Below are 19,585 nucleotides of genomic sequence, written 5' to 3' on the forward strand. Positions count from 1 at the left end.
TTATGAAAGAATTTGATTTAATAATCATTGGAGCAGGACGAGCTAGTAATCTAGCAGTAACTGCATCAAAAATGGGGAAAAAAGTTGCAATAATTGAGAAATCAAAATTTGGTGGAACTTGTCCCAATAGAGGTTGTGTTCCATCAAAACTTTTAATTGGTTATGCTCATGTTGCACGTGCTATTAAAGAATCAAATAGACATTTTATAGATGCGAGTATAAATAGTATTGATATAGAAAAGATATTTGATGAAACAAATAAGTACATCGCAAAAATTGATTCTGCATATAAAAGTAGATTTAATGAAAATGTTGAAATAATTTATGGCACTGGGAAATTTGTATCAAATAATATTGTTAGTGTAAATGGTGAACAATTAACAGCTCCTAAAATAGTAATAGCAACAGGAACTAAACCAAATCCTGCACCTCATCCTAAAGCTTGGACTAGTGATGATATTTTTCCTCTAATTGGTGATATTCCAAAATCAATTGTCATTGTAGGTTCTGGTTTTATTGCTTGTGAATTAGCAAACTTTTTTGCTGCAGTTGGAATACAAACAAAATTATTAGTAAGAAGTCAAAGAATATTAGGAAATGAAGATAGCGATATTTCTGCTATTTTCAAAGAAGAGTTTTCAAAAAGTGTTGATATTTTATTTGATACAAGTATTGATGAAATAGATTATAAAGACAATCAATTTAATTTAACTTTAATAAACAAAGAAAATCAAAAATCAAAACATAGCTCACAAGCATTACTTTATGCAACAGGAAGACAGTCAAATACTGATTCTTTAGATTTACAAAATACTGATATTGAAGTAAATGAAAGAGGATATATCAAAAGAGATGAATTTTTCCAAACAAAAGCAAAAGGCGTTTATGTGGTAGGTGATGCAAGTGGTGAGAATATGCTACAACACGCAGCTGCTCAAGAAGTTAATTATCTAGGTAAAATCTTATTAGAAAATGAAAGAAAACCTTTAAAATTTAAATATATGCCTCATGCAGTTTTTACAGAACCTGAAATTGCAAGTGTGGGAATAACAGAGCAAAAAGCAAAAGAGCAAAATATAGAGTATGTTACAAGTACAACACCGTGGTTAGCTAGTGCAAAAGCAATGTCAACAAGACTTAAATACCCTAGAACAAAGTTTATAGTAGATCCAAATACTTATGAAATTTTAGGATGCCATTTAATAGGACCCGAAAGTTCAACTATGATGCATCAAGTACTTGCCGTTATGCACTTAGACAATGACATACGACATTTAAAAGAAATGCTATATATTCATCCAGCACTTAGTGAAGCTATACTTCCAGCAGCTGTTAATACAATAAAAGAAGTTGAAAAACTTAAAAATTAAGCAAAAAAAAAGCTTCTAGCTAAAAGAACTAAGAGTTCAAATAGCTAAAAGCTTGTATTTTGGTTGCGGAAGCTGGATTTGAACCAGCGACCTACGGGTTATGAGCCCGTCGAGCTACCGTGCTGCTCTATTCCGCGTTCTTTAAGTTGTGTGGAATGATAGCCGATTAAACTTAAAACAATATTGAAAAGGAGAAGAATTGAATTATGATAATTCAACTCCGCAAGAATCACACTTTTTTCTAAACCATCCACGACCAGGAAATTTTCCGCATTTTGGACATTTCCAAAAGAAGATAGTATATCCTATATAAATTATAAAGCCTGCTATTGCTGCATTAAACCATATTTGTTCGCTAAATCCAAAGATTTCATTCATACCTTTTACTTTCAAGACAATACTTGGCGTTAATAGTACAAAGAATACAAGTGCAACCATTTTTGCATTAAATATAACTTTAGCAAATTTCTTTTTTATTTCATCATTTTTCATATCAAATCCCTAATTTTAGTATTCTATTATATGTAAAATTTATAAAAAGATGATAAAATTCAAAAATACTCATTCTTAAAAAGGATTTCAATGGCTTCAAAAGCAACAGCTAGACATATATTAGTAAATACTGAAAAATTAGCAAAGAAAATAAAAAAAGAGATAATTCAAAATGATATAACTTTTGAAAAAGCAGCAAAAAAGTTTTCAAAATGCTCTTCAGGAAAAAGAGGTGGTCATTTAGGTACTTTTTCAAAAGGCGAAATGGTTAAAGAATTTGATGAAGTAGTATTTTCAAAAGATTTATTAAAAATTCATGGACCTGTAAAAACACAATTTGGTTTTCACTTAATCGAAACTACTTCAAGGTATTAAAGACTTAAGAGAACTAATCTTTTTTTTGTTCTCTTAATTTATCTTTCTTACTTCTTCTTTTCCCTTTAACAGGCTCTTTTCCCTTTTCTTTTTCAATAGGTGTTCCAATTAATTCAAAACCTTTTATTTGCTCTCTTTCAAGCTTGATATTGGCACGTTTCTCAATTAATTTAAAATGCTCACTATTTTCTAAAGTAATAAATGAAATAGCTAAACCCTCTCGCCCTGCTCTTCCACTTCTTCCAATTCTATGAATATAATCAGCAGGTGAACGAGGTAAATCAAAATTTATAATACAAGAAATATCATCAATATCCAAGCCACGTGCTGCAATATCAGAAGAAAATAAAACCTTAATCTTTTTATCTTTGAACTCTTTTAGAGTATATTCTCTATCTTCTTGCGTTAAATCTCCATGGAATGATTGAGCATTTATATTATATTTCCTAAATTTAGCTGCAATATTATTTGCTGCTCTATTGTTTGCCATAAAAACCAAAACTCTTTCCCATGAATTTGAAGAGATTAATTCTCTTAACAATGGATTTCTATTTTCCATATTTACTTCAATTGCTCTTTGTTTAATAAGTTCAACCGTTGGCTGTTCATCTTGAATTGAAACCTCAATAGCATTTGTTGTAATCATTGAAGCTATTTGCTTCATTTTTGGAGGATACGTTGCTGAAAAAAGTAAGTTTTGTCTTTTTTGGGGTAATTGTTTTAAAATTAACTCTAATTCTTCTGCAAAACCTAAATCAAGCATTTTATCAGCTTCATCAAGAACAAAAAACTCTAAATTATCTAAATTAATCTGTTTTTTATCTATAATATCAAGTAATCGTCCAGCAGTAGCAACAACAATATCACAACCTTTTTGTATATCTAAAAGTTGATCGCCAATACTTTTTCCACCAATTACACTAACTATTTTTAAATTTAGTATTAGGTTTGAACCTAAAGTTTTAAAAATATCCGCAATTTGTAAAGTAAGCTCACGCGTTGGTGCTAAAACAAGCGTTCTAATTTTTGCTTTTCCTTCTTTGATATTTAAAGAATAATGATTTAAAATAGGCAATACAAAAGCCGCAGTTTTTCCACTACCTGTTTGAGCCTTCGCAATAATATCATTTGATTCAAGAACCAAAGGAATCACCTTTTCTTGAATAGCTGTTGGAGTTATATATAAATTTTCTTCTAGTGATTTTTCTATTATCTTGTTTAAATTAAACTCTTTAAATGTCATATATTACTGTCCTTATTTTTATTATCTACATCTTTATCATAAATCTCTTCATCATTTACATTCTCTAGTTCATCATATACTTTATCTACTGATTTTTTATACTCTTCATAAGTTTTATGAGGCATTTCACCTTTTTCTAATTCTTCATCAAATCGCTGTTTTGTCATATATACTCTATTAATCATTTTTATTCCTATTTTCTATTATTTAACTTTATTTTTTTCAGCTATCCACTGAGACATATATTTTGTGCTTGACATACTATGATGTCTTAGCATTGAACCTGTAAAATTGTTTAATCTATGCTCTTGTAGGTTTTCATAAACTTTATTTACTTTTTTTAATAAATTTTCACCTAATACTTTTCCATTATATTTAGATTTTAGCAAAATATGTGCATTTTGTTTTGCTTTATTCCATTTATCTTCATTTTTATATAATTCAACTGTTTTTTCAACAAAATCATCTATATCATCACTAATAATTCCAGGCCATTGTTCATCTTCAAACATACCTTCACTTCCAATACTACTTGTTGCACTTGGTGTTTGCATTATCATAGCATCTAAGAGCTTTCCTTTTATTCCTGCACCAAATCTAATTGGTGCTATACAAACCTTTGCACTTTGCATTACTTCAAAAACATCATCTGCCCAGCCTTTTATTAAAAAACCAGTTTTGGGGTTATTTAAAGCTGTTGCTTTTGCAGGTGGGTAAGAACCATATATATGAAGCTGTGCATTTGGAAGTTCTTTTCTTATCATTGGCCATATTTTTTGAAGATATAAAACTACATCCCAATTTGGAGCGTGTCTAAAATTCCCAATTGTCATAAAATGCTCACGCTCTTGGTAAGTTTTCGTAACTTTTGGAATTGAATCTAAATCAACCATAAAGGGTAAATGATAAAAAAGTACCTCATCAATTTTAAAAATATTTTTTAATAGTTGCATTTCATAAGAAGAGATTATCAAAGATATATCACATCTTAATATTGCAGATATTTCTCTTTTTGCTAAGTCTGATGAGTATAAATCAGCTTTATTCATCGCCCTATTTTCTTTTAAGGCTTTATGTCTAGCATTTCGTAAACATTGTAAATCTTCTGTATCTAATATTTTTAAAGCATTTGGACAATTTTTTTCAACTCTCCAAGCAAATTGTTCTTCCATCATAAATCTATCAAAAAGTACAATATTTGGATTATATTCTTTTACATATTCATCAAAACTATCATTGTTTAACTCTATACTTGAAGAACTAATACCCTCTTTTTCTAAATCAATCATATGTGAAGATATTGCACAAGGAGTACAAAACTCTACTTTATATCCATTATTTTTAAACAATCTCATAATAGACATTATATGAGTTCCTGCTGCTGATGATTTTGGTTCTGGCCAAACGTAACCTATTACTAAAAGTTTTTGTTCAGTTTTATTATCTATATTATTTATGATTAACTCTTCATCCATTCTTTTATTTTTAAACTTAAATCTTTTGGTACTTCAAGTGGTATATTATGACTTGTTCCTTCTCTTGGAATTATTGTCATATTATGCTCTACTTCTTTAAATTTTCTAATAGCTTCACTATTTAATATTCTATCATCACTACTATAATAAAACCAAATTGGTAATTTAAGTCCTATTAAATCTTCGAATAAATCAATTCTTTTAAAAGTACTTGTTAGCTGAGAAATAAAAGTTTCTTTTCCTAAATCCATAAACATATCTTGAATAGTTTTAATCAATTCTATATCATTTTGATTTTGTTTCTCTACTAAAGATTTTGCTTTTTCAAAAGAAAGACCTTTAAACCCCTCTTTTTCAATTACTGCAAACTTTTGTTTTCTTCTTTCAGTTTCTGCTTCTTGAGATTCACCTGGAGTTGCAGCTACCATAAATAATCTATTTACTCTATTTGGATAAGTAACTGCAAAATATGATGCAATATATCCTCCCAGAGAAAAACCTAAAATATTTATTTTTTCTTCTTTAAAAATATCAACTAGAATATCTAATACTTCATCAAAATCTGTACTGTGAGGAATAGGAATATGAACTAGTTCATATTCTTCTAAAAAAGGCTTTATTCTACTCCAAAGTCTCTCATCTGTCATAAGTCCTGGAATTAAATATATTTTTTCTTTCATCTTCTTCCTTCGTATACATTGTTTTATTTTTTGTATAATATCTAAAATATTTTTATTTAATGATTTATTAGCTCTGATTAGCTACTATACTTCTATGAATAATAACTTACAAATGGTTTATACCTATCATAATGAAACAAAACATTCGCAGCAAAGATACGCAAGGTCTTTAGGTTATATGGATTGGGCTACACAACCTGATCCATATAGAATATATTTTAATACTAAAAAAACAAAATTAGCATTATCTTTTGAAAATAATACATTAGAATACTCTCAAATTTTTGAAAAATCAAAAGATAAATCTCTTTGTGCTCCTTTATGTATTGAATCAATATCACAATTTTTTCAATTCTCACTAGGACTTGCAGCAATCAAGGAATACGGTGATCAATCATGGGCTTTAAGATGTAATGCTTCAAGTGGAAATTTACAACCTAGTGAAGCATATATTTTATCAAGCCAAATCCAAGGAATAGAAAATGGCTTACATCACTATAGTGTAAAAGAACACGAATTAGAACAATTATCAACAGCTCCTAAACTTGAACTCCCAGAAAATAGTTTTGCTATTTGCTTATCTTCAATTGTTTGGAGAGAAGCTTGGAAATATGGTGAGCGGTCTTGGAGATATACACAACTAGATTGTGGTCATGCTTTAAAAGCTTTAGAAGTTTCTGCTTCAATTCTTGGTTGGAAAATACAAATAGTTAATGTAAAAGATTCACAACTTAAAAAACTTTTAGGACTTGATCAAGCAAATAGATATATAAAAGAAGAGCGAGAGTTAGCTGATATGTTAATACTTGTATCTTTTGATGATTCAAATATTAATACAAAAGATATTAATCTTGAAGAAATACAATCAAAACTTCAAGAAGAGTATGAAGGAAAAGCAAATCAACTTAGTCTTTCTTGGCATAAATGGGATATTTTAGAAAAAATTGAAGATTCAACGCTAAGTGATGATTTAGAAAAGAAGAAATTTATCAATACACAATATGAAGAAAATTTATATAGAAAAACATCATTCTTAGCAAAAGATGTGGTTTTAAAAAGACGTTCTGCTCAAATGATGAATGAAAATGATTGCACAATTTCTAAAAAAGAGTTTGAAACAATAATTGGCTCTGTAAAATCTTCTGCTTCTTCTGTTCATTTAGTAATATTTGTACATAGTGTAGAAGAGTTAGATTCAGGTCTTTATATACTAGTTAGAAATAAAGAACATAAAGAACAACTACAAACACTTTTAAAAGAAGATTTTCTTTGGGATAAAGTAGATACAAATGCAGGAGAGTTATATAAACTTCAAGATGGAGATTTTAAATTTTTAGCAAAAGCAATTTCTTGTAATCAAGATATAGCAAAAGATGGAGCTTTTTCTCTTGGGATGTTATGTGAGTTTATGAATCAATTAGAAACGTATGGTCCTTCTAAATATAAACAATTATATTGGGAATGTGGAGCTATTGGTCAACAATTGTATTTAGAAACAACATCTTTACAATTATCAGCTACAGGAATTGGATGCTTCTTAGATGATATATTACACGATACTATTGGTTTAAAAACAAATCATTTCCAATCGCTTTATCATTTTACAATTGGACGTGGTTTAGTTGATTCTAGATTAACAACAAAAGAACCATATAAAAAAGGTGAAAATTAATGTCTATAATGTCAAATAGGAATTTATTTACTCTTTCATTTGTAGTAATTATTACTGTTTATCTTTATGTATTTGGTCAAGATAAAACAATTGAATTAATAAAAGAACAATATCTATTTGCATTAGCTTTAATTCCAATTAGCATTACCTTAATATATTTTAAAGTAAAACTAAAAGGTAAAGATTTAATAGATTTTAATAAAAATAATACATTATCTTTTAAAAGTACACTAGCTTTTTTTCTTATATTTCAAATAGTTGATTACATTTCAGAAGATGGATTCTTAGGAATGATAAGTATGTGGTTTTTATATTGGATTATGGGAATAATTGCAGTGTTAGTAATGCAGCTTATTAATTATTATAAGAACTATAAATTACTACTAAGTAATTCATAATTCTTTGTTTTTACATTTGTTTTAAAATTAAAAATTTTATTCAAAATTAACAAGATATATATTTCCATTGTCAGTGGAAATATATATTTCTCCCTTTGGAGACTCTACTACATTCCTAATTCTTTCGTGTAAATCTTCTAACAATCTATTTTCTTGAAGCACTTTATCATTTTCATCTAAGATAATTTGATTTAAATGCTGAAGTTTTAAAGCACCTGAAAATAAATTTCCTTTTAAATTATTGTATTTTTTTCCACTATAAGAAATAAGAGAACTAGGAGCGATAGAAGGAACATAAACTTTTATGCCATCAACAAAATTTTCTTTACTACGAAAATCTCCTACAAAAGAAGAATTCCAATACTCTTTACCTTGAGAAACAACAGGCCAACCATAGTTTGAGCCTTTTTTAATAATATTTATTTCATCTCCACCTCTTGGACCATGTTCATTTGAATAAAGTGTTTTATTGTTTTTATCAAAGAAAAGACCTTGGGGATTTCTATGTCCATAAGAGTATATTTCACCTAAAGCATTAGCATTATTTACAAATGGATTATCAAGAGGAATTGAACCATCCAAATTAAGTCTTAAAATCGAGCCTTTATGACTACTTAAATCTTGAGCACTATGCCTATATCCTCTATCACCAACTGAAAAGAAAATATGTCCTTTATCATCAAAAGCAATTCTACCTCCAAAATGATGAGAAGCACTAGAAAAAGATTTTGTTACTAATAAGTCTTTAAATTCTACTAACTTATTATCTAGTATTTTTGCACGAGCTAAAGTTGTAACTCCTTGACCATTTACATTTTTTACATAAGTTAAATAAATCCATTCATCTTTTTTTTGAATATCTAATAATCCACCTTGACCCTGATATAAAACTTTTGGAATATTTTGTATGTTTTGAGTTTCTTTAGACTGTAAATCTAAAAGAATTATTTGCCCATTTTTTTGTGAGATAAGTAAACTATTTTCATTCAAAAAAGTCATTCCCCATCCCACTCCTAAATTTGAGGAAACTTTTGAAACTGTATTTTGTGCAAACATTGAAATTATCGTTAAAAATATAAGAAATACTACTCGCATAAACTCTCCTGAAATTGATTTATCATATTATAACACTAAATTTAATATATATTTAAAAAGGACAGTATAAATGAGTGAAGATAAACAAGGTTTTTTAAAAAGAGCAGATGCTCATATATTTTTAGCTAATGAACAAATGAATGAAGATATAAGTTCAGGAGAAGTAAGTGCTTCATTTATGTTTGCACTTGCTAGATTTAACGCATGGATAGCAGCATCTTCTTATAAATCAAGTGAAGATATGGCAGTAGAAAAACAAAAAGCAATGGATTATTTTATGAATGAATATAAAATAATGTTAGAACAACATCTAGATGAACACATAAAAGGTTTCAATTTTGACAGTTAAGATAGTGTTTTTTATTTTATTTTAGATATATTATGAGGTAAATTTAAATAAAGGAAATATTATGGCAAAAGGTAAAGACGTACAAAAGTCTGTAAAAACAGCATCAACAAAAACATTAAAAGAGAAAAGAGCTGAGAAAAAAGCAAAAAAAGCTTCTAAATAATACAATATTGGTGGCAGAAGACTTAACTAATTAATTTAGTTAAGTCTTCTGCCATCAAATTTATTTATTCAGCTTCTTTTTCACTTGGTGTTTCTTCTTCTACATTTCCAGCATTTTTTAAAGCCTCTTTCTTCTTACGTTTTTCTTCTTTTTTCTTTTGTTTTTCTAATTCACGTGCCCGTTTTTCATAATTATAATTTACTTTAGCCATTATTACTCCTATTGTTTTATATTTAGTATAACGAAGCATTAATACATTTATTCTTAATTATACGATTTTAAAATCTATCTTATATTTTTATTTTAATTTAATAGGAAGTAAGCTCAAAAAACTCAAGGCTTCAGGAAGTGAAAACTGTGCTTTTGATATATCATTGTATTTAGGGTCTATTAAATAGTTCTTTGCTGTTTCAAAATTCGCTTTTTTCATATTGTTACTTACAAAAACTGTTTGCTCCAAATTACAGTTATCAAAAAGTGCATTTTCTAGATTACACTCTTCAAATCCTGTATCACTTATTAAAGAGTTAATAAATTTCATTCTTCGTAAATCTAAAAGATGAAAAGAGTTTTGAGAGATATTACAAGAATCAAACTTTACATCAAAAGGTTCAACACAATTACTCCATGAAATACCCAAAAGTTTTGAATCTTCAAAAATAACATCATTAAAAGTACAACTCTTTAATATACTTAAAGATAAATCACAATTTATAAATATACATTCTGTAAATTTACAATTATCAAAAGTTGTTTTTTTAAAATCACATTTAATAAACGTACAGTTATCAAAATATATAGAATCCAAGTATTTATCACTATAAGCTGTAAACTCTTCTTCCCAATAATCATTTGTTTTAAACATAAGGCTCTTTTTAATCTAATTTTATCATATTAAAATAAAGAAAAATTTTACAAATATAAAAGAATTTGTAAAAAAACAAGAAAATATACCCTTAGCCCTTGCTAATTAATTTTATTTGTGTTAAAATACTTCAATTGAAAGATGATTTAGAACTTCATTTATGGCATGCTTTATATTGATAACCTCTCGTTGCAGTAAAATCACACCACAAGATAGATTCATAAGTTAGATTTTATACAACAAATTAAGGAAATAATATGGCATTAGTAAACGGAACAGTAAAATGGTTCAACAGTGAAAAAGGTTTTGGATTTATAGAACAAGAAGATGGTGGAAAAGATGTATTCGTACACTTCAGAAACATTAACAGTTCAGGATATGGAAGAGTATCTTTAGAAGACGGTCAAAAAGTTACTTTCGAAGTAACAGAAGGTGAAAAAGGTCTTCAAGCAGAAAACGTTACTCCTCAATAGTAACTTCTCTAAATTATAAGCGGTTTATCCGCTTATAACTTTTCAAATACACTTTTAACAATTTCTCCCCTCTTTATTCTCAATATTTTTATTATTTACACATAACAACATATACTCTATACTTTAACATAATTTTTAGATAAACTGCAATATATAACAGGAGTCTAAATGAAACCATACCACTTTGAAAACCAATTTTCTTCACAATTATTAGATGCAACAGTTAATCATCCCAATATACAAATAGGAAAATTCTCTTATTATTCAGGTTATCACCATAAACATGATTTTGTAGAGTGTGCTAGATACTTACACAATAAAAGAAAAGATGTGGATAAACTTATTATTGGTTCATATTGCTCAATTGGTTCAGGTGCTATTTTTATGATGGCAGGGAATCAAGGTCATAATACACAATGGCTTAGTACTTTTCCTTTTTATTTTCAAGCAAATATTTTTAAAGATTCAAAAAATGGCTTTGAAAAAGCAGGAAATACAATAATAGGAAATGACGTTTGGATAGGTTCTGAAGCTATGATAAATTCAGGTATTACCATAGGCGATGGTGCAATAATTGCTGCACGTGCAGTTGTTGTAAAAGATGTAGGTGCATATGAAGTTGTAGGTGGGAATCCTGCTGTATTTATAAAATCACGTTTTGAGAATAAAGAAGTAGAACAATTACTCACTATGAAATGGTGGAATTGGAAAGAAGAGAAAATAAAAAAATGTATGCCTCTTATTTGTAGTACATCTATTGATAAACTATTCAAATATTGGAATGAAAACAAGAAAGATTTATTTTAAATAAACCTTTTTTATTTTTTATTACTTTTTACTTACTATTATTCCACCTAATATAATAAGTGCAATACCAGCAAATGTTAACATATCAGGTAAAGAATCCCCTAACATTACTCCAAAACCAACAGCAAATGGAATACTTGAATATCCTACAACTCCAATAATACTAGCAGGACTTAAACTGTATGCTCTAGTTAAAAGCCATTGCGAAACAGTTGAAAGAATAGCCATAAATGCTATAAGTGACCAAAGAAAAGGGTCTGTATGTATTTTGAACTCAGCGTAAGGTGTAAATAGAAAAATTAATAATGGAAGAATAGTTCCAATTCCCATAAATGAAAGCATAATAACTCTTGCATCATAAATATCTTTTATCTTCTTTATTGTTGCATAAGCAGCAGCTGCAAAGAAACCACCTAAAACTCCAAAAATATGATCAATTGATATTTCAATACCAAATGGTTTTATAATTAATATAACTCCCATAAATCCAATAATTAAGGCAAAAATAGTATTTTTACTAATAGATTCCTTCATCAAGTAAAAAGCAAGAATTGTCACAAAAAATGGCGATGTCTTATTTAATATAATAGCCTCACCTAATGGAATAGTTGCAATTGTATAAAAAAAGAATAACATTGCAAGTGTTCCAAAGAAACCTCTTAAAAAGAGTAAATGTAATTTTGAAGTATTTATATTTACTGGAATTTTTTTCAAAGTATATAATATGATAAGAACGCCTAAAAAGTTTCTATAAAAAACTATTTCAATAGGATCCATACTTTGTGATAATACTTTAGCTACTGCTCCACTTAGTGCCGCTATTAAAGCACTCAAAAGCATAAATAGAATACCTTTGTCCATTAGTTTTAATTTTGATAATGTTTTGTCTTTATTTGACATTTAAATCCTTTGCCCGCATTGTAGTTAAAACTTATGAAAAAAGGATTTAAAATATCATTATTCTAGTAATTCTTCAAAATCTTCTTTTTGTGAACCACAATCAGGGCATTCCCAATCATCTGGTATATCTTCAAATGCTGTTCCTGCTTTGATACCAGCATCAGGATCTCCTAATTTTACTTGATATATATAACCTCTTACTGTACAAACATAATCATTCATCATAATTTCCTTTATTTAAGATTTTTAAGTAATCTTTTTTCTTCTTCAATTGTAAGATAACGCCATTGTCCACTTTTTATATCAAGATTTAAAGTACCTATACTTACTCTTGTTAAATTAACAACTTTTAGGGGTGTTCCAAATTTTGGGTCTTTCATTGCTCCAAAAAGACGACGTATATGTCTATTTTTACCCTCATTTATTTGTATTCTTAATTTTGTTTTTGCTCCGCCCATTCCTATTTTTTCAACCATCAAAGCTTTTAGTAAACCATATTTACTATCCACTCCTTTTAAAGCTTGTGCAATATGTTCTTGCGTTACATACCCTCTTACCCAAATTTCATATATTTTATTACAATTCCCTGGTTTAGTTAAGACATTATTTATTTCACCTTTTTGTGTGAATAATAAAAGTCCCTTCGATTCTAAATCAAGACGACCTATTGGCATCCATTGTTCATCAAAAACCCACTGTGGTAAAATATCATAAACCGTTTTTCGTCCAAGATCATCTGATCTTGTAACCAAATAACCCTTTGGTTTATTTAGTGCAAACAATTTTTTTGAATCATTTAATTTACTATTCATCTAATATTTTCCTTGGATATCTTTAATCTATTTTAAAATGTTACCAAATTTAACTTAATAAGAATGTAGATATACCATAATATTATATTTTTCTTGACATCCATAGATATTTATAACTTTTATAAAAAATTAGATTAGCTAAAGCTCCTATTGTTGCAGCAATTATATCTTTATGTGCATCCCATATATCTCCTTGTATTCCCAAAAAAGCAACCCCTAGTTGTGGATATAATACAACTACTACCAACCACTCAAATAATTCATAAACTGTAGATATTGAAATAATTATTGTTAAAGTAAAAAATAAAGCATTTTTTGTACTTGTTACGGCTGACATAATCATCTCAAATAATATTCTAAAAACAAGTAGTCCAAAAAGAAAATGTACCAATCTATCAAAATTATTTCTTTCAAAACCAAAGAATTGCGTAATCATATTAAAATATTCCATCTTTGAATAGGTATAATGAGCACCTAATGAATGTAAACTTGTAAATATAAGTAAAAAGATAATACTTAAAAGAGTGTAATTATGCTTTCTATCCATAAGAAAGACAAAAGGGAAAAAAATAAATACCAATATATTTTCAAGCAACCAATCTTCTGGATATTTTGGATTAATAGCTAGTATAATCCAAATTAATATATAAATACCATAAACAATTTTATGTGACTTTTCCATTTATATTTCCTATTATTACTTTTAATGTCAAAGTATAGTATTTTGGTACTTTAGGAGGAATAAACTAAAAATAATAAATTATTAAATGCTACAAGAAGATACTTTAGATACAAAAAATATAATATATATGCAAAGAAATAACTTATTTTAAAGTTTAATTAAATATAATATTTTCTAATATAAAACAATTTTACATATGAGGGAATTATCTTGAAAAAAGTCTATTTATTAGTTTTTGTAGGAGCATTACTTTTAGCAAATAGTTCAGAAGAGACATTATCTGAAACTCTTACTTCAAATAAGTATCTACAAAATATTAGACTTTATGGTGCAGGCGAAAAAGTAAGTGATATAAGCTATTCAGGTATTGGAATTAAGTATGATTCTGATTATTCAGAATTTGCTGTAGAAAAAAGTGATGATTATAAAAGAGCTTCAATTATACAAAGAATTGATATAAATAAAAAATATTATACAAAACTTGGTTTTGCTTGTTTAGAAAAAGATGAAGTAATAAGTACTGTAATAAAAGGCATAACTCAAACTACTATAGGTGGAGCTTTAGGTTATGGTGATGATAGAAATTATAATCTTGAATTTGGATATATCACAAATAAATTAACACATAGAGATTTAGAAGACACGACAACAAAAGTTTTATATACAGAAGGTGTATTAAAATATGATATAGGTAATTATGGTTCAATTGATGGAACCCTATCTTATCAAAATGCAAATGCTTATGATAAAACAATTTCTGATTATACTGCTTCTTTAGGTTATTACCCACTTGAGAACAATAAACTCTGGGCTAAATATAATAGCATAGAACATGATGAAGATGATTATAAAATCATGTCTGGGTTAAATTATAAATTTGATGGATTTACTAATCTGATTGCTGGTACTTTTTCTCCTTATTTGTCTTTTAGTTCTAATATCTCTAAAAATACGGAAGTATCATTTGATTATAAAAAAGGAATTTCTAATAGAAGTTTAAAAATTAGAGACACTTTTGAAAAACAAATTAATACATCAAGTATCCTTGCTAAAAATATTAATTCAGAAGAGTTTGAAAAAATAAACCATTAACTTTTTTTTAATATACTAAAAAAAAGGATAACAATGAAATCTTTCAATTTTTTTGACACATTACTGCCTTCAAGTAAAAAACAACTTCTTGATGCATCTACTTTTATTAATGTTCCAGTAGGAACCAAACTTTATGCTCAAGGAGATCTTTGTACAAATATTATTTTTCTGACAAAAGGAAGAGTAAGAGTAGTTCGACAAAATGAAAATGGTCAAAGTGTATTATTGTATTATTTCTCAAAAGGTGAACAGTGCAATGTAAACTTCACTAGTTCATACAACTCAGCACCAGCTGTTGGAACAGCAATAGCAGAAACTGATTTAGAAGGGTATGATGTTCCTGCTAAATTAGTTGCAAAACTTTTTATTGAAGATAAACAGTTCCAAGGATATGTTTTTGATCAATATGTCAAGCGTTTAGAATCTATGGCATCATTAGTTGAAGAGATACGATTTTTAAGTTTAGATACTAGGTTACTTCATTGGTTGCAATCTCAAAATCAAAGAGAAATACATATTTCACATGAACAACTAGGTGAAATAGTTGGAACATCAAGAGAAGTAATTAGCCGAATTTTAAAAAGTTTTGAAAAAAATAATATAGTAAAACTCTCACGAAAAAAAATAGAACTTTTATAAATAAAAGTTCTATTTCTATCTTAGTTTATCTACTGAAAACCTATTTAATTCAAGAAAATATGAAAGAACAAAAAAGAATATCGCATATATCATTTGAGAAGACATAACATTCCAATTTTCTTGTAAACCTGAACCAAATACTAAAAGTACTATTAATAATGCACCTAATAATAAAGCCCTACTCGTAAACAATCCTACAATTAATAAAGTACCAATAATTAATTCAGCAAAAGGAATCATATAAGATGAAATACTCACCATAAATTCAGGTAAAATAGTATTACTAAATTGTCCTATCATCCAAGAATTAAATCCTTCAATATTTAAAAGTCTTGCAACTCCATGAGTAAACATATTTACACCCATTGTAAGTCTTAATATCAAATAAGCTAATTCTATGGTCTTTTGTTTTGATTCATTCATTAGTTTTTCCTTTTCTTAAAATAATGATGACTGATAATAAATAACATAAACTCCAGCAATAATAAGAAAAATAGCACTTATTCTTTGCATATAAGGTAAAATTGCTCTAATCTTTTTATTTATAAAATCTTGTGCAAAAATTGAAGTCATAATAGTAATTATCATTAATAAACTTATTCCTATAAAGTAAGCTACAATATAACTTAAACCTAAAACTGTATCAGGTTCGCTTAATGCTTGAGTAGCAACTACTAAGAAAAGTGGAAATAAGCAACCTAAAGCACCAATTGCATAAGCAATTCCAAAGAAAAATGCTTCTTTTATTTCATTTGTATACTCTTTTTGTTTCATATGAATATTAATACTAAACTCTTTTCCAAAAAGCATTAATAGTGCAATAATAATAAGTACAACTCCTAAAGTAATAGCTACATACTTCATATAACTTTTTATTAATTCAGCTGCTATTACGATAAAACCACTTGCAATTGCATATATAAGTAAAATACCTAAAATAGAAAAAAATGCTAATTTTAATCCTCTAATTAAAAGATGTATCTTACTTTGTTCTGGTATATTATCTCTAGAAATAAAAGAGATAATATACGCAGGAAGAAGTGCCACTGCACAAGGGGCAAAGAATGCAAATACCCCTTGAAGAAATGAAAAATATATAAAACTATTCATTACTTAATGAATCTTCTATGATTTTAGTATATTCTTCTAATGTTAAGTGACCTCTATCTTTAAAAGTGATTTCACCTTTTGAGTTAAGCATAATTGTTGTAGCTTGTCCTGTTACACCAAAATCAACCATAATTTTTGGGTTACCAGCAACTGATGGATAAACTAAATCGTGTGTTTTTGCTAATTTAGTAAGAACTTCATTTGTATCTGTTGGGTCTATACTAATTGATACAAAATTTACTCTATCTTTATAAGTTTTATAAACACTGTTAATTGATGGCCAGTTTTTAGCACAAGTTGGACACCATGAAGCTGTAAAATAAACTAATGTTGGTTTTTTAGTTTCTAGAAAACCATTTAAACTAACTTTTTCACCTGTAATTGTAGTTGCTTCAAATTGTGGAGCCATTGTTGGTGCTGCAAATAATGTTCCTATAAATACCGCTAAACCTAATATAATTTTTTTCATAATATTCCTTTAAATTTGATAAGATAAAAGAATTATAGGTAATAAAAATATTTTTGTATGTGATAAATGTTACATAAGGCTTATAAATTCTATAATAAAGTATAATTTATTTCTTAATCAATTTTGATTCCAATTTAAAAAATGTAGTTATAGTTTTATATTGAATAAATATTAAAAATACTAGAAATATAAAAAATTGTGGTGAAAATATACCAATAATACCATTTTTAACCAATCCTGCCATGATAAAGAAAAAACCTAATACAAAAAATGCAACACCTGGACAAATAATTGCGAAACTTAAACTACTTTTTTCTTTTCCATTAATATAATCTCTAAAATAGTTTAATTTTTTCATTACAAAATATCCAACCAAACCAAATATAATTTCTAATGAGTAAGTTGATGATGTAATTAAAAATAACCATGCTGTTGGAACTTCATCATGAATAATATGGTGATAAAAACCAAAAGTCAATCTTATAAAAGCAATACTAAGTAGAGTTAAAATTGGAAGCATAATCCAAATACTAACACTTGTTTCTTTATTTATACCATGTTCTAATATCGCTCTCAAGGCAAATATAATTTTTATAAATGTTAAACTTACAGCAATTACAGCAAAAAATAGTGCCATAATAATCCCAATACTTGATACCGCAGAGTTTGAGCTCATAGCTCCAGGAGATGAGAATCCTACAGAAATCATTGCAAAGGCGAAAATTGCAATTAATTGACTAAAGTTATTATTTTCATCTAATTTAAAATCTCCACTAATTAGCATATGTGTAAAATATTCTAAATATATTTTAAGTGCATAAAAAGCAATAATAAAAAAACATACTAAGGCAAAAGGAAAGATATATTCAATAATTCCATAAATACCTGGTATGGTTAATGCAGCAAGTATAAATGATGTATTCATACTCATTCCAAAAGTAAGTGGTATGGCCATCAATGATACTTCACTATTTGTCTTTTTTAATCTTTTAAAAGCTTCACTTTTTTTAAATTTTCTATATTCTTTTATATTCCAAATTAAAAGTTCAAAATGCTTATAAATAAAAAAGAAAGTTGCAAGCATTGCCCCTACAACTAAAACTGATATATAATCTCCTTTTTGTATAAATGGAAGTATATAATCAATACTTACCATTTCAACACCTTTATGAGGGATTAAGAAGTTTAAATATAAGAAAAATGATACTGATAAGCCTCCTGCACCCAATGAAGCTAAAAAATACATCGGTGAATACTTTTCACCCAAATTGTTAACCTTTGCCATATATAATTATCCTTTTTTTAAGATTTAATAATAGTTATTGTAAACTAAGTTGACATTTTAATCTAAAAAATATTTTTTGTCAAGGAGGTTGACAATATGAAAGAGAATTATTTTGATATAAAATTCTTGTTATTGGAAAAATTAAATTTAATTGAAGAGTTAAGTTTCGAAGAAGCTAAAAGTGAAGATTATGAAATAAATGATATAGTAACTTCTACAAGGATACTAACACTAATACAAAATGGTACCTTTACATCTTCAGAACTAGCTAGGAAGCTCAATATTAGTAGACAGGCTATACATAAAAGTATTAGTAATCTGTGTCAAAAAGATTACCTATCTTTACATAATGATGAAACTAGTAAAAAAAATAAACATATATTTGTAACAAAAAAAGGTGAAGAGTTATTAAAATGCCGAAATAATGTAATGAAAAAAGTTGAAAAAAAAGTTGAAAATCATCTAGGTAAAGAGAATTTTATAAAACTAAAAGAGTTATTACAAAAAAATTGGAGCGATTAAAAGGGTAAAATACCCTTTTATAAACTATCAAGTAGAATATGATAGTTCGAGATTAAAAATTTATTTAAGAAATTCTATTGCATTTTTTTCTTCTGTAAAATGAAAATATTTTATTTGAATATTAGTAAAAATTTTCTTTTCAATATTAACTATATACTCAATCCATTTTTTATCTGTTACAATTGCAAATTTTATTATATTTGACATTCCAATTTCATAGAGGTACTTAAACTCTTCAATTATAGCTGCTATTTCAACACCTTCAAAAGAATCAATTTTTTCAAAAATTACAATATTACCATTATTTTTAATTTTTTCCTTCGCTTTATCAAGAAGTATTTTCATATCAATTTCAGTAATTTTTCCTGATATTTGAAAAGCAAGTGCATTTTTAATTCCAATATCAACTATTTTAATCATTTTCTTGCCCTATCACAAAAACTTAAATAATTTGCGTGATAAACAATCCCTCCTGCATCTGTATCTTCATAATAAATTTGTATTTTCATTCCGAAAACCTTCTTTCTTTTCTTTGAATATGATATTTTTCATTTAGTATTAAATAACTATCTATCAAATTTTTGTATAAAATTAATAAACTTTTAAAAGTAATATCT

General features: G+C 27.3%; 27 protein-coding genes, 1 tRNA gene and 1 pseudogene. 10 read left to right on the forward strand and 19 right to left on the reverse strand.

Translation table 11 applies throughout. The annotated features are described in order from the left end of the window. Positions 1 to 2 precede the first annotated feature (2 nt). Positions 3 to 1,370: a dihydrolipoyl dehydrogenase family protein gene (locus tag D9T19_RS02010; RefSeq protein ID WP_121626521.1), complete on the forward strand. Its 1,368-nt coding sequence runs from the start codon at positions 3 to 5 to the stop codon at positions 1,368 to 1,370. A gap of 60 nt (positions 1,371 to 1,430) precedes the next feature. On the opposite strand, the gene D9T19_RS02015 is transcribed toward D9T19_RS02010, so the two are convergent. Both D9T19_RS02015 and D9T19_RS02020 read right to left on the reverse strand, forming a co-directional pair. Beyond that, positions 1,431 to 1,507, reverse strand: a tRNA-Met gene (locus D9T19_RS02015). Between the two features lie 67 nt (positions 1,508 to 1,574). Next, positions 1,575 to 1,862 carry a hypothetical protein gene (locus D9T19_RS02020; RefSeq protein WP_121626522.1) on the reverse strand — a complete coding sequence of 96 codons (288 nt, stop codon included), beginning with the start codon at positions 1,860 to 1,862 and terminating at the stop codon, positions 1,575 to 1,577. A 90-nt stretch (positions 1,863 to 1,952) separates the two neighbouring features. On the opposite strand from D9T19_RS02020, the gene D9T19_RS02025 reads away from it, so the two are divergent. Continuing rightward, entirely contained in the window at positions 1,953 to 2,237 is a 285-nt protein-coding gene (locus D9T19_RS02025; RefSeq protein WP_121626523.1) for a peptidylprolyl isomerase, read from the forward strand. A 13-nt stretch (positions 2,238 to 2,250) separates the two neighbouring features. Here D9T19_RS02025 and D9T19_RS02030 read toward each other — a convergent pair whose 3' ends face one another. From D9T19_RS02030 to D9T19_RS02045, 4 genes are read right to left on the reverse strand one after another with little or no spacing between them, the layout of a single operon-like run. Further along, on the reverse strand, positions 2,251 to 3,480 hold the full coding sequence (locus D9T19_RS02030) for a DEAD/DEAH box helicase (RefSeq protein WP_121626524.1): 1,230 nt from the start codon (positions 3,478 to 3,480) through the stop codon (positions 2,251 to 2,253). Further along, positions 3,477 to 3,665 (reverse strand): hypothetical protein, encoded by a 189-nt coding sequence (locus D9T19_RS02035; protein ID WP_121626525.1) that lies wholly within the window; start codon positions 3,663 to 3,665, stop codon positions 3,477 to 3,479. The genes D9T19_RS02030 and D9T19_RS02035 overlap by 4 nt, the downstream gene beginning before the upstream one ends. A gap of 18 nt (positions 3,666 to 3,683) precedes the next feature. Continuing rightward, on the reverse strand, positions 3,684 to 4,955 hold the full coding sequence (locus D9T19_RS02040; protein ID WP_121626526.1) for a glycosyltransferase: 1,272 nt from the start codon (positions 4,953 to 4,955) through the stop codon (positions 3,684 to 3,686). Further along, entirely contained in the window at positions 4,940 to 5,635 is a 696-nt protein-coding gene (locus D9T19_RS02045; RefSeq protein WP_121626527.1) for an alpha/beta fold hydrolase, read from the reverse strand. The genes D9T19_RS02040 and D9T19_RS02045 overlap by 16 nt, the downstream gene beginning before the upstream one ends. A gap of 94 nt (positions 5,636 to 5,729) precedes the next feature. On the opposite strand from D9T19_RS02045, the gene D9T19_RS02050 reads away from it, so the two are divergent. Together D9T19_RS02050 and D9T19_RS02055 are read left to right on the forward strand one after the other, a co-directional pair. Next, positions 5,730 to 7,307: a SagB family peptide dehydrogenase gene (locus D9T19_RS02050; protein ID WP_121626528.1), complete on the forward strand. Its 1,578-nt coding sequence runs from the start codon at positions 5,730 to 5,732 to the stop codon at positions 7,305 to 7,307. Next, a complete protein-coding gene (locus D9T19_RS02055; RefSeq protein WP_121626529.1) occupies positions 7,307 to 7,705 on the forward strand; it encodes a hypothetical protein in 399 nt (132 codons plus the stop codon). Before D9T19_RS02050 ends, D9T19_RS02055 begins: the two co-directional genes overlap by 1 nt. Before the next feature lie 36 nt (positions 7,706 to 7,741). Here the strand turns inward: D9T19_RS02055 and D9T19_RS02060 are convergent, their stop codons facing one another. Beyond that, complete coding sequence (locus D9T19_RS02060) at positions 7,742 to 8,800, reverse strand: PQQ-dependent sugar dehydrogenase (RefSeq protein ID WP_121626530.1); 1,059 nt, start codon at positions 8,798 to 8,800, stop codon at positions 7,742 to 7,744. Positions 8,801 to 8,870: 70 nt separating this feature from the next. On the opposite strand from D9T19_RS02060, the gene D9T19_RS02065 reads away from it, so the two are divergent. Then, positions 8,871 to 9,149 carry a DUF3144 domain-containing protein gene (locus D9T19_RS02065; protein WP_121626531.1) on the forward strand — a complete coding sequence of 93 codons (279 nt, stop codon included), beginning with the start codon at positions 8,871 to 8,873 and terminating at the stop codon, positions 9,147 to 9,149. A gap of 227 nt (positions 9,150 to 9,376) precedes the next feature. Here D9T19_RS02065 and D9T19_RS14480 read toward each other — a convergent pair whose 3' ends face one another. Continuing rightward, complete coding sequence (locus D9T19_RS14480; protein ID WP_162984524.1) at positions 9,377 to 9,523, reverse strand: hypothetical protein; 147 nt, start codon at positions 9,521 to 9,523, stop codon at positions 9,377 to 9,379. 87 nt (positions 9,524 to 9,610) lie between these two features. Then, positions 9,611 to 10,177: a pentapeptide repeat-containing protein gene (locus tag D9T19_RS02070; protein ID WP_121626532.1), complete on the reverse strand. Its 567-nt coding sequence runs from the start codon at positions 10,175 to 10,177 to the stop codon at positions 9,611 to 9,613. A gap of 257 nt (positions 10,178 to 10,434) precedes the next feature. Here D9T19_RS02070 and D9T19_RS02075 point away from each other — a divergent pair, with 257 nt between their 5' ends. Then, positions 10,435 to 10,650 carry a cold-shock protein gene (locus D9T19_RS02075; RefSeq protein ID WP_121626533.1) on the forward strand — a complete coding sequence of 72 codons (216 nt, stop codon included), beginning with the start codon at positions 10,435 to 10,437 and terminating at the stop codon, positions 10,648 to 10,650. A 168-nt stretch (positions 10,651 to 10,818) separates the two neighbouring features. Next, complete coding sequence (locus tag D9T19_RS02080) at positions 10,819 to 11,457, forward strand: CatB-related O-acetyltransferase (protein WP_121626534.1); 639 nt, start codon at positions 10,819 to 10,821, stop codon at positions 11,455 to 11,457. Between the two features lie 21 nt (positions 11,458 to 11,478). On the opposite strand, the gene D9T19_RS02085 is transcribed toward D9T19_RS02080, so the two are convergent. From D9T19_RS02085 to D9T19_RS02100, 4 genes are all read right to left on the reverse strand, one after another. After that, complete coding sequence (locus D9T19_RS02085; RefSeq protein ID WP_228197946.1) at positions 11,479 to 12,357, reverse strand: DMT family transporter; 879 nt, start codon at positions 12,355 to 12,357, stop codon at positions 11,479 to 11,481. A gap of 57 nt (positions 12,358 to 12,414) precedes the next feature. Then, positions 12,415 to 12,579 carry a rubredoxin gene (locus D9T19_RS02090; protein WP_121626535.1) on the reverse strand — a complete coding sequence of 55 codons (165 nt, stop codon included), beginning with the start codon at positions 12,577 to 12,579 and terminating at the stop codon, positions 12,415 to 12,417. Between the two features lie 11 nt (positions 12,580 to 12,590). Further along, positions 12,591 to 13,169: a pseudouridine synthase gene (locus tag D9T19_RS02095; RefSeq protein ID WP_121626536.1), complete on the reverse strand. Its 579-nt coding sequence runs from the start codon at positions 13,167 to 13,169 to the stop codon at positions 12,591 to 12,593. A gap of 82 nt (positions 13,170 to 13,251) precedes the next feature. Next, the gene (locus D9T19_RS02100) at positions 13,252 to 13,851 is read right to left on the reverse strand and encodes a DUF2238 domain-containing protein (protein ID WP_121626537.1); all 600 of its coding nucleotides are present in this window, start codon (positions 13,849 to 13,851) and stop codon (positions 13,252 to 13,254) included. A 210-nt stretch (positions 13,852 to 14,061) separates the two neighbouring features. Here D9T19_RS02100 and D9T19_RS02105 point away from each other — a divergent pair, with 210 nt between their 5' ends. Together D9T19_RS02105 and D9T19_RS02110 are read left to right on the forward strand one after the other, a co-directional pair. Then, positions 14,062 to 14,943 carry a hypothetical protein gene (locus D9T19_RS02105; RefSeq protein WP_121626538.1) on the forward strand — a complete coding sequence of 294 codons (882 nt, stop codon included), beginning with the start codon at positions 14,062 to 14,064 and terminating at the stop codon, positions 14,941 to 14,943. A 33-nt stretch (positions 14,944 to 14,976) separates the two neighbouring features. Then, a complete protein-coding gene (locus D9T19_RS02110) occupies positions 14,977 to 15,582 on the forward strand; it encodes a Crp/Fnr family transcriptional regulator (protein ID WP_121626539.1) in 606 nt (201 codons plus the stop codon). A 15-nt stretch (positions 15,583 to 15,597) separates the two neighbouring features. On the opposite strand, the gene D9T19_RS02115 is transcribed toward D9T19_RS02110, so the two are convergent. The 4 genes from D9T19_RS02115 to D9T19_RS02130 form a co-directional block, all read right to left on the reverse strand. Continuing rightward, positions 15,598 to 16,005: a DoxX family protein gene (locus tag D9T19_RS02115; RefSeq protein WP_121626540.1), complete on the reverse strand. Its 408-nt coding sequence runs from the start codon at positions 16,003 to 16,005 to the stop codon at positions 15,598 to 15,600. 15 nt (positions 16,006 to 16,020) lie between these two features. After that, positions 16,021 to 16,692 (reverse strand): cytochrome c biogenesis CcdA family protein, encoded by a 672-nt coding sequence (locus D9T19_RS02120; protein WP_121626541.1) that lies wholly within the window; start codon positions 16,690 to 16,692, stop codon positions 16,021 to 16,023. Next, positions 16,685 to 17,161, reverse strand: a complete 477-nt coding sequence (locus tag D9T19_RS02125) for a TlpA family protein disulfide reductase (protein WP_121626542.1) — start codon at positions 17,159 to 17,161, stop codon at positions 16,685 to 16,687. Before D9T19_RS02125 ends, D9T19_RS02120 begins: the two co-directional genes overlap by 8 nt. A 106-nt stretch (positions 17,162 to 17,267) precedes the next feature. Next, the gene (locus D9T19_RS02130; RefSeq protein ID WP_121626543.1) at positions 17,268 to 18,446 is read right to left on the reverse strand and encodes a TsoY family (seleno)protein; all 1,179 of its coding nucleotides are present in this window, start codon (positions 18,444 to 18,446) and stop codon (positions 17,268 to 17,270) included. Between the two features lie 96 nt (positions 18,447 to 18,542). Between D9T19_RS02130 and D9T19_RS02135 the strand changes: the two genes are divergently transcribed. Further along, on the forward strand, positions 18,543 to 18,968 hold the full coding sequence (locus D9T19_RS02135) for a MarR family winged helix-turn-helix transcriptional regulator (RefSeq protein ID WP_121626544.1): 426 nt from the start codon (positions 18,543 to 18,545) through the stop codon (positions 18,966 to 18,968). Between the two features lie 60 nt (positions 18,969 to 19,028). Here D9T19_RS02135 and D9T19_RS02140 read toward each other — a convergent pair whose 3' ends face one another. Both D9T19_RS02140 and D9T19_RS14785 read right to left on the reverse strand, forming a co-directional pair. Beyond that, on the reverse strand, positions 19,029 to 19,388 hold the full coding sequence (locus tag D9T19_RS02140; protein WP_121626545.1) for a SpoIIAA family protein: 360 nt from the start codon (positions 19,386 to 19,388) through the stop codon (positions 19,029 to 19,031). 2 nt (positions 19,389 to 19,390) lie between these two features. Then, positions 19,391 to 19,477 (reverse strand): annotated as a pseudogene (locus tag D9T19_RS14785) (YbgC/FadM family acyl-CoA thioesterase); the annotation flags it as partial. Positions 19,478 to 19,585: the final 108 nt, after the last annotated feature.

It is taken from the genome of Poseidonibacter antarcticus, from assembly GCF_003667345.1.
Lineage (GTDB): Bacteria > Campylobacterota > Campylobacteria > Campylobacterales > Arcobacteraceae > Poseidonibacter > Poseidonibacter antarcticus.

Bases quoted from the DNA above. Each gene is read 5' to 3' on its own strand.
- D9T19_RS02060 (WP_121626530.1), bottom strand. From the start codon at position 8,800: ATGCGAGTAGTATTTCTTATATTTTTAACGATAATTTCAATGTTTGCA.
- D9T19_RS02040 (WP_121626526.1), bottom strand. From the start codon at position 4,955: ATGGATGAAGAGTTAATCATAAATAATATAGATAATAAAACTGAACAA.
- D9T19_RS02070 (WP_121626532.1), bottom strand. From the start codon at position 10,177: ATGTTTAAAACAAATGATTATTGGGAAGAAGAGTTTACAGCTTATAGT.
- D9T19_RS02120 (WP_121626541.1), bottom strand. From the start codon at position 16,692: ATGAATAGTTTTATATATTTTTCATTTCTTCAAGGGGTATTTGCATTC.
- D9T19_RS02100 (WP_121626537.1), bottom strand. From the start codon at position 13,851: ATGGAAAAGTCACATAAAATTGTTTATGGTATTTATATATTAATTTGG.
- D9T19_RS02030 (WP_121626524.1), bottom strand. From the start codon at position 3,480: ATGACATTTAAAGAGTTTAATTTAAACAAGATAATAGAAAAATCACTA.
- D9T19_RS02125 (WP_121626542.1), bottom strand. From the start codon at position 17,161: ATGAAAAAAATTATATTAGGTTTAGCGGTATTTATAGGAACATTATTT.
- D9T19_RS02085 (WP_228197946.1), bottom strand. From the start codon at position 12,357: ATGTCAAATAAAGACAAAACATTATCAAAATTAAAACTAATGGACAAA.
- D9T19_RS14480 (WP_162984524.1), bottom strand. From the start codon at position 9,523: ATGGCTAAAGTAAATTATAATTATGAAAAACGGGCACGTGAATTAGAA.
- D9T19_RS02050 (WP_121626528.1), top strand. From the start codon at position 5,730: ATGAATAATAACTTACAAATGGTTTATACCTATCATAATGAAACAAAA.
- D9T19_RS02045 (WP_121626527.1), bottom strand. From the start codon at position 5,635: ATGAAAGAAAAAATATATTTAATTCCAGGACTTATGACAGATGAGAGA.
- D9T19_RS02080 (WP_121626534.1), top strand. From the start codon at position 10,819: ATGAAACCATACCACTTTGAAAACCAATTTTCTTCACAATTATTAGAT.
- D9T19_RS02025 (WP_121626523.1), top strand. From the start codon at position 1,953: ATGGCTTCAAAAGCAACAGCTAGACATATATTAGTAAATACTGAAAAA.
- D9T19_RS02115 (WP_121626540.1), bottom strand. From the start codon at position 16,005: ATGAATGAATCAAAACAAAAGACCATAGAATTAGCTTATTTGATATTA.
- D9T19_RS02035 (WP_121626525.1), bottom strand. From the start codon at position 3,665: ATGATTAATAGAGTATATATGACAAAACAGCGATTTGATGAAGAATTA.
- D9T19_RS02140 (WP_121626545.1), bottom strand. From the start codon at position 19,388: ATGATTAAAATAGTTGATATTGGAATTAAAAATGCACTTGCTTTTCAA.
- D9T19_RS02090 (WP_121626535.1), bottom strand. From the start codon at position 12,579: ATGAATGATTATGTTTGTACAGTAAGAGGTTATATATATCAAGTAAAA.
- D9T19_RS02135 (WP_121626544.1), top strand. From the start codon at position 18,543: ATGAAAGAGAATTATTTTGATATAAAATTCTTGTTATTGGAAAAATTA.
- D9T19_RS02055 (WP_121626529.1), top strand. From the start codon at position 7,307: ATGTCTATAATGTCAAATAGGAATTTATTTACTCTTTCATTTGTAGTA.
- D9T19_RS02110 (WP_121626539.1), top strand. From the start codon at position 14,977: ATGAAATCTTTCAATTTTTTTGACACATTACTGCCTTCAAGTAAAAAA.
- D9T19_RS02020 (WP_121626522.1), bottom strand. From the start codon at position 1,862: ATGAAAAATGATGAAATAAAAAAGAAATTTGCTAAAGTTATATTTAAT.
- D9T19_RS02075 (WP_121626533.1), top strand. From the start codon at position 10,435: ATGGCATTAGTAAACGGAACAGTAAAATGGTTCAACAGTGAAAAAGGT.
- D9T19_RS02010 (WP_121626521.1), top strand. From the start codon at position 3: ATGAAAGAATTTGATTTAATAATCATTGGAGCAGGACGAGCTAGTAAT.
- D9T19_RS02130 (WP_121626543.1), bottom strand. From the start codon at position 18,446: ATGGCAAAGGTTAACAATTTGGGTGAAAAGTATTCACCGATGTATTTT.
- D9T19_RS02095 (WP_121626536.1), bottom strand. From the start codon at position 13,169: ATGAATAGTAAATTAAATGATTCAAAAAAATTGTTTGCACTAAATAAA.
- D9T19_RS02065 (WP_121626531.1), top strand. From the start codon at position 8,871: ATGAGTGAAGATAAACAAGGTTTTTTAAAAAGAGCAGATGCTCATATA.